The sequence below is a fragment of the Williamsia sp. genome (assembly GCF_016462415.1).
Lineage (GTDB): Bacteria > Actinomycetota > Actinomycetes > Mycobacteriales > Mycobacteriaceae > Williamsia_A.
On the sequence record NZ_JAEMTF010000111.1, the window covers coordinates 1 to 14,663 of the forward strand.

Genomic DNA, 14,663 nt, shown 5'->3' on the forward strand with positions numbered 1-14,663 from the left:
CGATCGACGTCGGGTGGGCGGGCGAACTGCACCCCGCGGTCATCGACAAGGCCGGACTGCCTCCGCGCACCTGCGCGGTGGAACTCGACCTCGACCTGCTGCCGATCTCGGCGGCGCTGCCCGCGCCCCAGCTGTCGTTGTTCCCGGCGGTGCTGCAGGACGTCGCCGTCGTCGTCGACCGGTCGGTGCCCGCCGCGCACGTACAGCGGGCGTTGACCCAGGGCGCGGGTGCGCTGCTCGAGGACATCCGGCTCTACGACGTGTTCACCGGACCTCAGCTCGGGGACGAGGTGAAGTCGTTGACGTTCGCACTCCGGTTCCGGGCCGCCGATCGCACCCTCACCGAGGACGACGCGTCGCAGGCCCGGCTCGCGGCGGTCGACCACGCCGCCTCCGAGCTCGGCGCACGCCTGCGGTAACCGGTGACCGGGCGGCCGTCGGCCACCCGGTTGTGAATTGTTTTGCGGTGGTCTGCATAATGAATCACATGAGTATGTCGATCGCGGTGGCCGGAGCGAGTGGATACGCGGGGGGCGAGATCCTGCGTCTGCTCCTCGGGCACCCCCGGGTGGTCTCCGGTGAGGTGCGCATCGGGGCCCTGACCGCGGGCGGTAACGCCGGAACCGCGCTGGGCGAGCACCAACCGCATCTGTTCCCGCTGGCCGACCGGGTGCTCGAGGAGACCTCCGCAGAGGTGCTCGCGGGCCACGACGTCGTGTTCCTCGCGCTGCCACACGGGACGTCGGGACCCATCGCCGACGCCCTGCCGCCCGCCACACTCGTCATCGACTGCGGCGCGGACTTCCGGCTCTCCGACCCCGAGGAGTGGACCCGGTTCTACGGCACCCCGCACGCCGGACACTGGCCGTACGGTCTACCGGAGATCCCGGGCAACCGTGACGTCCTGTCCGGCGCGAGCCGGATCGCGGTCCCCGGGTGCTATCCGACGGTGTCGATCCTGTCGCTGTTGCCCGCGGTCGCCGCGCAGGCCGTCGAGTCGGCGATCACCGTCGTCGCCGTGAGCGGGACCTCGGGTGCCGGTCGGTCGACACGCGTCGACCTGCTCGCCTCCGAGGTCATCGGCTCCGCGCGGGCCTACGGTGTCGGCGGGGCCCATCGCCACAACCCGGAGATCGTCCAGGCCCTGTCCGCCGCCGCCGACCAGCCGGTGAGCGTGTCCTTCACGCCCGTCCTGGCGCCGATGGCCCGGGGGATCCTGGCCACCTGCACCGCGCGGACGTCATTGACCGATGCGGAGATGCGGACGGTCTACGAGAAGGCCTACGGCGACGAACCGTTCGTCCACCTGCTGCCCGCGGGGCAGCTGCCGACCACCGGATCGGTGATCGGGTCGAACTCGGTGGCGCTGTCGGTGACCGTCGACGAGCGGTCGAGCACCCTCGTCGCGATCGGCGCGATCGACAACCTCACCAAGGGAACCGGCGGCGGCGCCGTGCAATCGATGAACCTGGCCATGGGATTCGGCGAGTCCGAGGGCCTCACGACGGTGGGAGTCGCACCATGAGCACCGGACACGACGTGACAGAGACCGAGTCGCCGGTGATCACCCGGGGTCAGGGCGTGACGGCACCGCTGGGCTTCCGTGCGGCCGGGATGGCCGCCGGGATCAAGGTCTCCGGCCGACCCGACCTCGCCCTGGTGTTCAACGAGGGCCCGGACTATGCAGCCGCGGGCGTGTTCACGCGGAACAAGGTCAAGGCTGCCCCGGTCCTCTGGTCACAGCAGGTCCTGACCACCGGCAGCCTGCGCGCCGTGCTGCTCAACTCCGGCGGCGCCAACGCCTGCACGGGACCGGGCGGATTCCAGGACACGCACGCGACCGCGGAGGCCGTGGCGACCGCGCTGAGCAACTGGGGGACCTCGACCGGCGCCGTCGAGGTGGCCGTGTGCTCCACCGGACTGATCGGTGACCGGTTGCCGATGGACCGCGTGCTGGCCGGCGTCACCGCGATCGTGCAGGACATGGCAGGCGGTCTGTCCGGCGGCACCGACGCCGCACACGCGATCATGACCACCGACACCGTCCCCAAGCAGGTGGCCGTGCACCACCAGGGCGGATGGAACGTCGGTGGTATGGCCAAGGGGGCCGGCATGCTCGCACCCTCGCTGGCGACGATGCTCGTCGTGATCACCACCGACGCGAAGGTCGATGCGCCGGAACTGGACTCGGCACTGCGAGCGGCCACCGCGCGTACCTTCGATCGTCTCGACGTCGACGGGTCGTGTTCCACCAACGACACCGTCCTGCTGCTGAGTTCCGGCGCGAGCGACGTCACACCCGATCCCGGCGAGTTCGCGGCCGCCGTGCTCGCCACCTGCGATGACCTCTCCGCGCAACTGCAGGCCGACGCCGAGGGGGTCACCAAGCGGATCCTCGTCACGGTCACCGGCGCGCAGACCGAGGACGACGCCGTCGTCGCGGCGCGGGTGGTCGCCCGCGACAGCCTCGTCAAGACCGCGTTGTTCGGTTCCGACCCCAACTGGGGTCGCGTGCTCGCCGCGGTGGGCATGGCCCCGGTCGACCTCGACCCGGACGCGATCTCCGTCGAGTTCAACGGCAACGCTGTGTGCCGCAACGGGTGTGGCGTCGAAGGGGCTCGCGAGGTCGACCTGGCCGGTACCGACATCGAGGTGACCATCGACCTCGGGGTCGGTGACGCGAGCGCAACGATTCGCACCACCGACCTGTCGCACGCCTACGTCGAAGAGAACTCGGCGTACTCCTCATGACGCCGGAGAACCTCACCTCGGATCTGAGTGCGTTGGACAAGGCGCACGTCCTCACCGAGGCGTTGCCCTGGCTGCAGCGGTTCGCCGGCAAGGTCATCGTCGTCAAGTACGGCGGCAACGCCATGATCGACGACGAACTCAAGGCCGCCTTCGCCACCGACATGGTGTTCCTGCGTACCTGCGGGATCCACCCCGTGGTCGTCCACGGCGGCGGACCGCAGATCTCGGCCATGCTCACCCGACTGGGCCTCGTCGGCGAGTTCCGGGGCGGCTACCGGGTCACGACACCCGAGGTCATGGACGTCGTCCGGATGGTCCTGTTCGGCCAGGTCGGTCGTGAACTCGTCGGGCTCGTCAACGCCCACGGTCCCTACGCCGTCGGGATCTCCGGCGAGGACGCCCATCTGTTCACCGCCACGCGGCGCACCGTGAACGTCGAGGGGGTCGCGACCGACATCGGCCTGGTGGGAGATGTCACGACGGTCAACCCCGGCGCGGTCACCGACCTCATCGCCGCCGGGCGCATCCCGGTGGTCTCGTCGATCGCGCCCGACGCCGACGGCGTGGTGCACAACATCAACGCCGACACCGCGGCCGCGGCGCTCGCGGAGTCCCTCGGCGCCGAGAAACTGGTGATGCTCACCGACGTCGAAGGCCTCTACACCGATTGGCCCGACCGCGGTTCGCTCACCTCGCGCATCGACACCGACACCCTCGACATCCTGCTGCCGCAATTGGATTCGGGCATGGTGCCGAAGATGGAGGCGTGTCTGCGCGCGGTGCGCGGCGGCGTACCCCGCGCGCACGTCATCGACGGCCGGGTGCCGCACTCGATGCTCCTCGAACTGTTCACCGAAGACGGTGTCGGAACCATGGTCGTCCCGACCACCGACCCCGACCTCGCCCCCGAGACGAAGGCGATCCCATGACCGCACCGATGCAGGACCGGTGGTCCTCGGCGCTGATGGACAACTACGGCACCCCGAAGATCGCGTTGCGCGCGGGCCGCGGTGCGGTGGTGACCGACGAGAACGGCGTCGACTACCTCGACCTCCTCGGCGGCATCGCCGTCAACTCGCTCGGCCACGCCCATCCCGCGGTCATCGAGGCGGTCACCCGCCAGATGCAGACGCTGGGTCACACGTCGAACCTCTACATCAACGAGCCCGCCGTTGCGCTCGCCGAGGGACTGCTGCAACGTCTCGGCACACCGGGGCGGGTGTTCTTCTGCAACTCCGGCGCCGAGGCCAACGAGGCCGCGTTCAAGATCGCGCGGCGGACGGGTCGGCCGCAGATCGTGGCCGCCGAGAACGGATTCCACGGTCGCACCATGGGTGCGCTGGCCATGACCGGGCAACCCGCCAAGCGGACGCCGTTCGAACCGATGCCCGCCGGGGTGTCGTTCGTGCCCTACGGCGACATCGACGCCCTCGACGCGGCCGTCACCGATCAGACCGCTGCGGTGATCCTCGAGCCGATCCAGGGCGAGGGCGGGGTGATCGTGCCCCCGGCCGGCTACCTGGCCGCCGCGCGGCGGCTGACCACCGAGCGGGGTGCGCTGCTCATCCTCGACGAGGTGCAGACCGGCATCGGGCGCACGGGAACCTTCTACGCGCACCAGGCGGTCGGCATCGTGCCGGACGTGATGACCCTGGCCAAGGGACTCGGTGGGGGACTGCCGATCGGGGCGTGCATCGCCACCGGGCCCGCCGCGGACCTCCTGTCCCCGGGACAGCACGGGACCACGTTCGGCGGCAACCCGATCTGTGCCGCCGCCGCGCTCGCCGTGCTGGCCGAGATCGACTCCGCAGGCCTCGTCGATCACGTCGCGTCGGTCGGCAAGTCGATCGCCACCGGTATCGAGGCGCTCGACCACCCGCTGGTGTCGCACGTACGCGGATCGGGTCTGCTGTTGGGAGTCGTCCTGACGGCGCCGATCTCGGCTGCGGTGGAGACCGCCGCGCGCTCGGCCGGCTACCTGATCAACGCGCCTGCCGCCGACGTCCTCCGGCTGGCGCCGCCACTCATCCTCACCGAGGACCAGGCGAACGGGTTCGTCGCCGACCTCCCGTCGATCCTCGACACCGCACGGCAGGAGACGGCATGACCGCCCCCCAGACCACCGCGCCCCAGAACGCCCTGCGTCACTTCCTGCGTGACGACGACCTCACACCCGACGAGCAGGCCGAGGTCCTGGCCCTGGCGGCCGAAGTGAAGCGGTCGCCGTTCGCCCGTCGTCCGCTCGAGGGACCGCACGGAGTCGGGGTCATCTTCGACAAGAACTCCACGCGCACACGGTTCTCCTTCGAGGTGGGCATCGCCCAGCTCGGTGGACACGCGGTCATCGTCGACGGCCAGAACACACAGATGGGTCGCGACGAGACGCTCGAGGACACCGGACGGGTGCTGTCACGGTTCGTCAAGGCGATCGTGTGGCGCACCTACGGACAGGACCGGCTCGAGGCCATCGCCTCGACCGCGACCGTGCCGGTGGTCAACGCCCTGTCCACGGAGTTCCACCCGTGCCAGGTGCTCGCCGACCTGCAGACCATCGTCGAGCACAAGGGGCGCACCCAGGGGCTGTCGATGACCTACCTCGGCGACGGGGCCAACAACATGGCCCACTCACTGATGATCGGGGGCGTCACCGCCGGGATGAACGTGACCATCAGCGCGCCGGACGGTTTCACCCCCGCCGAGTGGGCCCTCGAGGCTGCGCGCGCACGCGCCGAGCAGACCGGCGCCCGCGTGACGGTCGAGTCCGACCCCGTCGCCGCGGTCACCGGCGCCGACGTCGTCGTCACCGACTCGTGGACATCGATGGGCGACGAGAACGACGGCCGTGACCGGGTGGCCCCGTTCCGCCCGTACCAGGTCAACGACGAGTTGCTCGCCGTCGCCGACCCCGCGGCGATCGTGCTGCACTGCCTGCCTGCCCACCGCGGGGAGGAGATCACCGACGCGGTCATCGACGGCCCCCGCAGCGTCGTGTTCGACGAGGCGGAGAACCGGCTGCACGCCCAGAAGGCGTTGCTGATCTGGCTTCTGGAGCGGGCGTGAACGTCCCGCGACAGGATCGGCGCCCCGAACCCGACGCCCACGCGACGGTCAGTCGGCTGTCCCCGACCCGCGCGGGGCGGCACGCGCAGATCGTCCACCTGCTCGCCGAACACCAGGTGCGCAGCCAGGGGGAGTTGCAGTCGCTGCTCGCCCAGGTGGGTATCGACGCGACGCAGGCGACATTGTCGCGCGATCTCGACGAGCTCGGGGCGGTCAAACTCCGCGCGGCCGACGGCGGAGCCGGGGTCTACATGGTGCCCGAGGACGGGTCACCGGTGCGTGGCGTGTCCGGGGGCACCGACCGGTTGTCCCGGATGCTGACCGAACTGCTGGTCTCGACCGACCACAGCGGGAACATGGCCGTGCTGCGCACCCCGCCGGGTGCGGCGCACTATTTGGCCAGCGCACTCGATCGTGCGAGCCTGCCTCAGGTGGTCGGCACGATCGCGGGCGACGACACGATCTTCGTGATCGCGCGGGAGACGATGTCCGGGGCCGAGCTGGCCCGGATGATCGAGGACCTCGCGTGACCCACGGAACAGGTACACCCGGCCGACACGCGGCCGGGACAACGACGACAAGCAGGGAGCTCGTAACTCATGGCTGAACGCGTGATACTCGCGTACTCCGGCGGACTGGACACCTCGGTGGCCATCAGCTGGATCGGTGCCGAGACCGGCAAGGAGGTCGTCGCGGTCGCGATCGACCTCGGCCAGGGCGGCGAGGACATGGAGGTCATCCGACAGCGCGCGCTCGACTGCGGCGCCGTCGAGGCCGTGGTCGTCGATGCCCGCGACGAGTTCGCCGATGAGTACTGCCTCCCGACCGTGCAGGCCAACGCCCTGTACATGGATCGCTACCCGCTGGTGTCGGCGATCAGCCGCCCTCTCATCGTCAAGCATCTCGTCGAGAACGCGCGGTCGCACGGCGGCACCGTCGTCGCCCACGGTTGTACCGGCAAGGGCAATGACCAGGTGCGGTTCGAGGTCGGCTTCAACACCCTGGCCCCCGAACTCGACGTCCTCGCCCCGGTCCGCGACTACGCATGGACCCGGGAGAAGGCCATCGCGTTCGCGGAGCAGAACGACATCCCGATCAACGTCTCGAAGAAGTCGCCGTTCTCGATCGACCAGAACGTGTGGGGTCGTGCGGTGGAGACCGGGTTCCTCGAGGACCTGTGGAACGCCCCCACCAAGGACGTCTACGACTACACCGAGGATCCGACGGTCAACTTCAACGCCCCCGACGAACTGATCATCACGTTCGACAAGGGCCGTCCGATCGCCATCGACGGGCGCCCGGTGTCGGTGCTCGAGGCCATCCAGGAACTCAACATCCGCGCGGGCAAGCAGGGCGTGGGCCGGCTCGACGTCGTCGAGGACCGTCTGGTGGGCATCAAGAGCCGTGAGGTCTACGAGGCGCCGGGCGCGATGGTGCTCATCCGCGCCCACGAAGAGCTCGAGCACGTCACCCTCGAGCGGGAGCTCGGTCGCTACAAGCGCCACACCGACCAGAAGTGGGCCGAGTTGGTCTACGACGGTCTCTGGTACTCGCCGCTGAAGTCCGCGCTCGACACCTTCGTCGCACACACCCAGGAGCATGTCTCCGGCGAGATCCGGCTGGTCCTGCACGCGGGAACGATCGTCATCAACGGACGGCGCAGCGGGGAGTCGCTCTACGACTTCAACCTCGCGACCTACGACGCGGGCGACACCTTCGACCAGTCGTCGGCCAAGGGCTTCGTGCAGCTGCACGGCCTGTCGTCGAAGATCGCAGCGAAGCGCGACCTGGGCCTGTGAGTTCGTCCGGCACCACCAACGCCGGGTCGTTGTGGGGCGGTCGGTTCGCCGACGGCCCCGCGGCGGCCATGGCGGCGCTGAGCAAGTCCACCCACTTCGACTGGGTGCTGGCGCCCTATGACATCCGGGCCTCGATGGCTCACGCGCGCGTGCTCAACGGCGCGGGACTGCTGTCGGCAGCCGACCTGGAGACGATGCTCGACGGACTGAGTCGTCTCGCCGCCGACGTCGAGTCGGGCGTGTTCGTCGCCGCCGAGACCGACGAGGACGTCCACGGCGCCCTCGAGCGCGGTCTGATCGACCGCGTGGGGCCGGAGGTCGGTGGCCGACTCCGTGCGGGTCGGTCGCGCAACGATCAGGTGGCCACGCTGTTCCGGATGTGGTTGCGCGACGCGGTCCGTCGCGTCTCGTCCGGGGTGCTCGACGTCGTCGACGCGCTGACCGCGCAGGCCGCCGCGCACCCGGCCGCGGCGATGCCGGGGAAGACGCACTCGCAGGCCGCCCAGCCGGTGCTTCTCGCGCACCACCTTCTCGCACACACCCATCCGCTGCTCCGCGACGTCGAACGATTCCACGACTTCGACGCCCGTGCCGCGGTGTCGCCGTACGGGTCGGGTGCGCTCGCCGGTTCGTCGCTGGGACTGAGCCCGGAGAAGATCGCCGCCGAACTCGGTTTCGACTCATCGGCGGAGAACTCGATCGACGCGACGTCATCCCGCGACTTCGCGGCCGAGGCGTCCTTCGTCCTCGCCATGACCGCGGTCGATCTCTCGCGGCTCGCCGAGGAGATCATCTCGTGGAGCACACCGGAATACGGCTACGTGACGCTGGCGGACGCGTGGTCGACCGGCAGTTCGATCATGCCGCAGAAGAAGAACCCGGACGTGGCCGAACTCACCCGGGGCAAGACCGGGCGACTCATCGGCAACCTGACCGGCCTGCTGGCGACGCTCAAGGCCCAACCCCTGGCGTACAACCGCGATCTGCAGGAGGACAAGGAACCGGTCTTCGACTCGGTGGCCCAGCTCGAACTCCTCCTGCCCGCCATCACCGGGCTCGTCGCCACACTCGAGTTCCACACCGACCGGATGGCGGAACTGGCGCCCGCCGGATTCACGCTGGCGACCGACATCGCCGAGTGGCTCGTCCGGCAGGGGATACCGTTCCGGGTCGCACACGAGGCCGCCGGGGCGTGCGTACGGGTGGCCGAGGCGCGGGGCGTCGGACTCGCCGAACTGACCGACGAGGAGTTGACGGCGATCGACCCCGCACTGACGCCTGACGTCCGTGACGTGCTCACCGTCGAGGGGTCGATCGCGTCCCGATCGGCACGCGGTGGGACATCAGGTGATCGGGTCGCCGAGCAACGTGAGCGCGTCGTCGCCCGTGTGGCGGTGCTGCGCGACTGGCGTTGACCGGCGCCGATCGGTCGGCGGATGTGGCGGGGCCGGTCGACACCAGCCATGTCACGACCATGAGTAGAGTGACAGCGGTCACGGACTGTGCGGCGAGGAGGTAACTCAGGTGGTCGGCATTCCGAACATCGGGCGGGCGTTGGATCGGGTCGTCGCGACGGCTCAGAACGGTCTCGAGGTCATCCGGATGGGCGGTCTCGACACCGGGACCCAGCCGACCCCGTTCCGCGTCGAGGAGACCTCGCCGATGTATCGGCTGCGGCGGTACTTCCCGGACGACCTCAACGGCGGCCCGCCCGCGCTGCTCATCCCGCCGATGATGGTGTCGGCCAACGTCTATGACGTCACCCCGCACAACGGTGCGGTGTCGATCCTGCACGCCAACGGCATCGACCCCTGGGTGGTCGACTTCGGGTCGCCGGACCAGGAGGCCGGCGGCATGGAACGCACGCTCGCCGACCACATCGTCGCCATCAGCGAGATCATCGACCTGATGCACGAGGAGACCGGGCGCCCGGTCCACCTCATCGGCTACTCCCAGGGCGGCATGTTCGCCTACCAGGCCGCGGCGTTCCGCCGTTCGCAGCAGATCGCCAGCCTCACCACCTTCGGCAGCCCCGTGGACGTGCTCGCGGCCCTGCCGCTCGGTCTGCCCGCCAACGTGATGGCGCCCCTGGCCGAACTCTTCGCCGACAACGTCTTCAACCGCATCGCGATCCCCGGGTGGTTGGCGCGCACCGGATTCCAGCTGCTCGACCCGGTCAAGGCCGCGCGGAGCCGCATCGATTTCCTGCTGCAGCTGCACGATCGGGACGCCCTGCTCCCGCGCGAGGACCAACGCCGATTCCTCGAGGCGGACGGCTGGGTCGCCTGGTCGGGGCCCGCGATCGCCGAGTTGCTGCGCCAGTTCGTCGTCCACAACCGGATGGTGTCGGGCGGGTTCGTCATCCGCGACTCGCTGGTGACGCTCGCCGAGATCACCTGTCCCGTCCTCGCGTTCGTGGGCGACGCCGACGACATCGGACAACCCGTGGCCGTCCGCGGCATCAAGCGGGCGGCGCCGCGGGCACAGGCCTACGAAAGCGTGCTGCCGGTCGGACATTTCGGGCTCGTCGTCGGTTCGACCTCGGGCGCGCACAGCTGGCCGACCACGTCGCAGTGGATCCTGTGGCAGGAGGGCACCGGCCCGATCCCGGGCGAGATCGCCCCGATGCCCGACAACCCCGAGAAGTCGGCCGGTTCCGGCGTGAGCTTCTCCTCGCGGGTGACGCACGGACTCGGCGCGGTGGCCGACGCGGGTGCCGGGGTCGGCCGCGAGATGGTCCATGCCGCCGGGTCCTTCCGGCGGACGTCGACCGCGGTGGTCCGAGAGTCGGTACGGACGCTGCCGCGTCTGATGCGCCTGGGACAGATCCAGGCGGGGACACGCATCTCGCTCGGCAAGTTGATGTCGGAGAACGCCGAACGGGCCGGTCACCGCGAGCTGTTCCTCTTCGAGGATCGTGTTCTCAGCCACATCGAGGTCAACCGCCGCATCGACAACGTGGTGCGCGGCCTCATCCAGTGCGGGGTCCGCCCCGGCGAGCACGTCGGCGTGATGATGGAGACGCGCCCCAGCGCGCTCGTCGCCATCGCCGCACTGTCGCGGCTCGGGGCCGTCGTCGTCCCGCTGCCCCCGGACGCCGATCTGGCCCGGATGCTGCGACTGGCCGACGTTGTCGTCGTGATCGCGGATCCGGCGAGCCTGGAACAGTGCGTCGAGCACGCCGAACGTGTCCTGGTCCTCGGTGGCGGCGACGTGCGGTCCATCCCGGGAGCCGACGGCGACCGGATCATCGACATGGAGCAGATCGACCCGGACCAGGTGAAGGTCCCGTCCTGGTACCGACGCGACCCCGGACTCGGCGGTGATCTCGCCGCGATCCTGTTCACCAGTGCCGGCGGCACCGTCCAGCAGTGGCCGATCACCAACCACCGATGGGCGATGTCGGCCTTCGGTGCCGCCTCGGCCACCGCGTTGAGCGACAACGACACCGTCTACTGCCTGACCCCGCTGCACCACGCATCCGGGTTGCTGACCACGCTCGGCGCGACCGTCGTCGGCGGATCCCGCATCGCGCTGTCGTCGGGGGTCGAGCCGGAGAGCTTCGCCCGCGAGGTCTACCGCTACGGCATCACCGTCGTCTCCTACACCTGGACGATGATGCGCGACATCGTCCGCGACCCCGACCTGGCGATCACCGAGCACAACCCGATCCGGCAGTTCATCGGATCCGGTATGCCGGCCGGTCTCTGGGCCGACGTCAATGCGCGGTTCCCCAACGCCGGCGTCATCGAGTTCTTCGCGACACCGGACGGCGCGGCGATCCTGGCCAACGTCGCGGGTACGAAGATCGGATCGGTCGGTCGGGCGCTGCCGGAGACCAACCGAGTCCGGGTCGCGGCGTGGGACGTGATCGAGGAGCGGTTCCAACTCGACGCACGGGGGTTCGTGCGCGAGGCGGCATCCGACGAGGTCGGACTGCTGCTCGCGCAGACCCGCCAGCGCTACGAGTCCGGTGCCACGGTGTTGCGCGACGTCTTCGGTCAGCACGATCGGTGGGAGACCTCCGGACAGCTGGTACGCCGCGACGTCGACGGCGACCACTGGCTGATGGGCAGTGTGCACGGCGTCATCAAGTCCGCGGACGGACCGATCTTCCCGGCACCGATCACCGCGGCCCTGAGCCTGCACCCCGACGTCGATCAGGTGGTCGTCTACCCGGTGGGCACGGCCGGCTCGCAGCTCGCGGTCGCGGTGGTGTCGCCGCGGGTGCGCACGAATGCCCTGACCGTGTCGTCGTTGCGGGTGGCCCTGGCGGGTCTCTCGGCGGCCGAGCGGCCGCACATCATCTGGGCGGTCGACGAGATCCCGTTGAGCCACTCCTACCGGCCGTTGGCCGACTCCTTCCGGGCGCAGGGACTGCCCAAGCCCAGTGCCCGTGTCTGGTACCGCGACGACAACGGCCGTTATCGGCGCCTGACCAGGACGGTTCTGGCGGAGAAGGAGTGGATCCTGTCCTCGGCCGAGTCGCCGCAGCAGGTGCGATCCTTCTGACGTCGACGGGTTCGTAGAGTGGGGTCGACACCCGCCCGCCCCGTGACCGATCCGAAGGACATCCCCATGCCGCTCGACGCCTTCCTCCGCGAGAGACTGGTCTGCCCGCAGGACCACGGCGCGCTGATCTACCTCGGCTCGGACTCGGGTACCGATGAACTGCTCTACAACGAGCGGCTCCGCGTGGTCTACCGGATCGAGGACGGGATCCCGGTGCTGCTCATCAGCGAGGCACGGTCGGTCGACGACGCCGAACACGAGGCGTTGCTCGCCCGCGCGGGTGCCACCGGCCGATAGCGCCCGTCCGTCACCGATGTCCCCGTCCCTGCTCTCGTCGCGCGATCTCCGCACGGATCCGGTCGGTGCCGCGACGCAGATCCTCGGATCCGACTTGGTCGTGACCGGCGACGACGGCGACGTCCGGTTACGCATCGTCGAGGTCGAGGCGTACGGGGGACCACCGGACGGACCCGATCCGGACCCGGCCGCACACAGCTACCCCGGGATCACGCCGCGGAACACGGTGATGTTCGGACCGGCCGGTCACCTGTACGTCTATCGGTCCTACGGCATCCATCTCTGCGTGAACATCTCCTGCGGTGCGGACGGAATCGCGTCCGCGGTGTTGCTGCGCGCGGGGGAGGTGCTCACCGGTGCCGAGATCGTCCGACGCCGGCGCCACCCGGTCCTCGACCAGCATCGATGGGCGATGGGACCGGGCAACCTCGGCTCCGCGGTGGGCATAACGCTCGACGACAACGGCGTCGACGTGCTCGACCCGGGCGCACCCATCCGGCTCGAACGTCCGGTGACAGGTCGCCGACTCCCGATCAGCTCCGGCCCACGGGTCGGATTGACCGTTGCCACCGGACGCCCGTGGCGGCTGTGGATCAGCGACTCACCTGCGGTGTCGGCGTTCCGGCCCGGTTCGGCCGCGGTCCGGCGCCGACGTGCGGCCGCGGCCGCCGATCGATTGGCCGTCTCGGACGCCGATGCGGAAGGATCGGACTGGTGAGCACCGACATCATCGACGAACTGCAGTGGCGCGGATTGATCGCGCAGTCCACCGACCTCGACGAGGTCCGCGCCGCCGCGGCGGCCGGTGTGCTCACCCTCTACGCGGGCTTCGACCCCACCGGCCCGAGTCTGCACGCAGGTCATCTGGTTCCGCTGTTGACTCTCAAACGGTTCCAGGCCGCCGGTCACCGGCCGGTCGTGCTCGCCGGCGGCGCGACCGGGATGATCGGTGACCCCCGTGAGGTGGGGGAGCGGACCATGCAGACCGCGGACACGGTTCGCGACTGGGCGAGCCGGATCGACGCCCAGCTGCAGCGTTTCGTCTCGATCGACGACAGCGAGATCGGGGCGGTCGTGGCCAACAACCTCGACTGGACCGGGGAGTTGTCGGTGGTCGACTTCCTGCGTGACATCGGCAAGCACTTCCCGGTCAACGTGATGCTGGCCCGCGACACCATCAAACGCCGTCTCGAGAGCGACGGCATCAGCTACACCGAGTTCAGCTACCTGTTGCTGCAGGCCAACGACTTCGTCGAGCTCTACCGACGGTTCGGGTGCACGCTCCAGATCGGGGGGTCCGATCAGTGGGGGAACATCATCGCCGGCGTCGACCTGGGCCGACGTGTCGAGGGCGCCTCCCTGCACGCGATCACGGTCCCCCTGGTGACCGCGGCCGACGGCACGAAGTTCGGCAAGTCCACCGGGGGAGGGAGCCTGTGGCTCGACCCGGAGATGACCAGCCCGTACGCCTGGTACCAGTACTTCGTGAACACCGCCGACGCCGACGTCGTGCGCTACCTGCGGTGGTTCACCTTCCTCGACCGCGACGAGATCGACGACCTGGAGAAGCAGACTGTCGAGGCCCCGCACCAGCGTGCGGCCCAGAAGCGTCTGGCCGCGGAGATGACGACCCTCGTCCACGGGGAGGACAGCACCCGCTCGGTCCAGACCGCGAGTCAGGCCCTCTTCGGACGCGCCGACCTGCAGGAGCTGGACGAGCAGACCCTGACCGGGGCGTTGTCGGAGACCCAGGTGGTCCAGTACCCGTCCGACGCCACCCCGACCATCGTCGAGCTACTGGTGGCGGCCGGCCTCACCGAGAGCAACAAAGCTGCACGACGAGCCATCGGTGAAGGTGGCGCGTACGTGAACAACGAGAAGGTGACCGACCCCGAATGGACCTCTTCGGAGTCCGCGCAGCTCGCCGGCGGCTGGTTGGTCCTGCGTAGAGGCAAGAAGAGCGTCGCCGGCGCACACTTCGTGCACTCGCCTCAGGCCTCTGACCAGGCGATTTGACGCGCTGTTTCCACCTATGTAACTTATGTCTTGCACCGCAGCGCGGAGCGAGGCGCCGGAGAAAGTTTCCGGTGACAGAGCGTGCGCTTGAGGTGCAAATCCTGGCTCAAGGATCGTAGTGGTTACACTGCGCTCCGCTGGGGCTTGCGGGTCCTGATCCGAACAAGATCAGTCCGTGGGTGTGTGTTCTTTGAGAACTCGATAGTGTGTTGATGGATTGTTAATGCC

12 protein-coding genes and 1 pseudogene are annotated in these 14,663 nt (G+C 69.4%); all 13 read left to right on the forward strand.

What is annotated here, in order from left to right:
* Positions 1-419: pseudogene (locus JHC79_RS19790) on the forward strand (phenylalanine--tRNA ligase subunit beta); the annotation flags it as partial.
* A 68-nt stretch (positions 420-487) separates the two neighbouring features.
* Entirely contained in the window at positions 488-1,525 is a 1,038-nt protein-coding gene (argC, locus tag JHC79_RS19795) for an N-acetyl-gamma-glutamyl-phosphate reductase (protein ID WP_296394039.1), read from the forward strand.
* Entirely contained in the window at positions 1,522-2,751 is a 1,230-nt protein-coding gene (gene argJ, locus JHC79_RS19800; protein WP_296394041.1) for a bifunctional glutamate N-acetyltransferase/amino-acid acetyltransferase ArgJ, read from the forward strand. The genes argC and argJ overlap by 4 nt, the downstream gene beginning before the upstream one ends.
* The gene (argB, locus tag JHC79_RS19805; RefSeq protein ID WP_296394043.1) at positions 2,748-3,680 is read left to right on the forward strand and encodes an acetylglutamate kinase; all 933 of its coding nucleotides are present in this window, start codon (positions 2,748-2,750) and stop codon (positions 3,678-3,680) included. The genes argJ and argB overlap by 4 nt, the downstream gene beginning before the upstream one ends.
* Positions 3,677-4,858 (forward strand): acetylornithine transaminase, encoded by a 1,182-nt coding sequence (locus JHC79_RS19810; RefSeq protein ID WP_296394045.1) that lies wholly within the window; start codon positions 3,677-3,679, stop codon positions 4,856-4,858. Before argB ends, JHC79_RS19810 begins: the two co-directional genes overlap by 4 nt.
* Positions 4,855-5,811, forward strand: coding sequence for an ornithine carbamoyltransferase (argF, locus tag JHC79_RS19815; RefSeq protein ID WP_296394049.1), 957 nt, complete (start codon positions 4,855-4,857; stop codon positions 5,809-5,811). Before JHC79_RS19810 ends, argF begins: the two co-directional genes overlap by 4 nt.
* A 56-nt stretch (positions 5,812-5,867) precedes the next feature.
* Complete coding sequence (locus tag JHC79_RS19820; protein ID WP_296394058.1) at positions 5,868-6,341, forward strand: arginine repressor; 474 nt, start codon at positions 5,868-5,870, stop codon at positions 6,339-6,341.
* A 69-nt stretch (positions 6,342-6,410) separates the two neighbouring features.
* A complete protein-coding gene (locus JHC79_RS19825; RefSeq protein WP_296394051.1) occupies positions 6,411-7,610 on the forward strand; it encodes an argininosuccinate synthase in 1,200 nt (399 codons plus the stop codon).
* On the forward strand, positions 7,607-9,025 hold the full coding sequence (gene argH, locus JHC79_RS19830) for an argininosuccinate lyase (protein WP_296394052.1): 1,419 nt from the start codon (positions 7,607-7,609) through the stop codon (positions 9,023-9,025). Before JHC79_RS19825 ends, argH begins: the two co-directional genes overlap by 4 nt.
* A gap of 109 nt (positions 9,026-9,134) precedes the next feature.
* Positions 9,135-12,122 carry an alpha/beta fold hydrolase gene (locus JHC79_RS19835; RefSeq protein ID WP_296394054.1) on the forward strand — a complete coding sequence of 996 codons (2,988 nt, stop codon included), beginning with the start codon at positions 9,135-9,137 and terminating at the stop codon, positions 12,120-12,122.
* 66 nt (positions 12,123-12,188) lie between these two features.
* Positions 12,189-12,419: a Trm112 family protein gene (locus JHC79_RS19840; RefSeq protein ID WP_296394060.1), complete on the forward strand. Its 231-nt coding sequence runs from the start codon at positions 12,189-12,191 to the stop codon at positions 12,417-12,419.
* Between the two features lie 16 nt (positions 12,420-12,435).
* Positions 12,436-13,137 (forward strand): DNA-3-methyladenine glycosylase, encoded by a 702-nt coding sequence (locus JHC79_RS19845; protein ID WP_296394056.1) that lies wholly within the window; start codon positions 12,436-12,438, stop codon positions 13,135-13,137.
* Complete coding sequence (gene tyrS, locus JHC79_RS19850) at positions 13,131-14,435, forward strand: tyrosine--tRNA ligase (RefSeq protein ID WP_296394062.1); 1,305 nt, start codon at positions 13,131-13,133, stop codon at positions 14,433-14,435. Before JHC79_RS19845 ends, tyrS begins: the two co-directional genes overlap by 7 nt.
* The last annotated feature ends 228 nt before the right edge of the window (positions 14,436-14,663 follow it).

What these genes read in the sequence shown, in the direction of transcription:
- argC (WP_296394039.1), top strand. Translation starts at nt 488, where the DNA reads ATGAGTATGTCGATCGCGGTGGCCGGAGCGAGTGGATACGCGGGGGGC.
- argJ (WP_296394041.1), top strand. Translation starts at nt 1,522, where the DNA reads ATGAGCACCGGACACGACGTGACAGAGACCGAGTCGCCGGTGATCACC.
- argB (WP_296394043.1), top strand. Translation starts at nt 2,748, where the DNA reads ATGACGCCGGAGAACCTCACCTCGGATCTGAGTGCGTTGGACAAGGCG.
- JHC79_RS19810 (WP_296394045.1), top strand. Translation starts at nt 3,677, where the DNA reads ATGACCGCACCGATGCAGGACCGGTGGTCCTCGGCGCTGATGGACAAC.
- argF (WP_296394049.1), top strand. Translation starts at nt 4,855, where the DNA reads ATGACCGCCCCCCAGACCACCGCGCCCCAGAACGCCCTGCGTCACTTC.
- JHC79_RS19825 (WP_296394051.1), top strand. Translation starts at nt 6,411, where the DNA reads ATGGCTGAACGCGTGATACTCGCGTACTCCGGCGGACTGGACACCTCG.
- JHC79_RS19840 (WP_296394060.1), top strand. Translation starts at nt 12,189, where the DNA reads ATGCCGCTCGACGCCTTCCTCCGCGAGAGACTGGTCTGCCCGCAGGAC.
- JHC79_RS19845 (WP_296394056.1), top strand. Translation starts at nt 12,436, where the DNA reads ATGTCCCCGTCCCTGCTCTCGTCGCGCGATCTCCGCACGGATCCGGTC.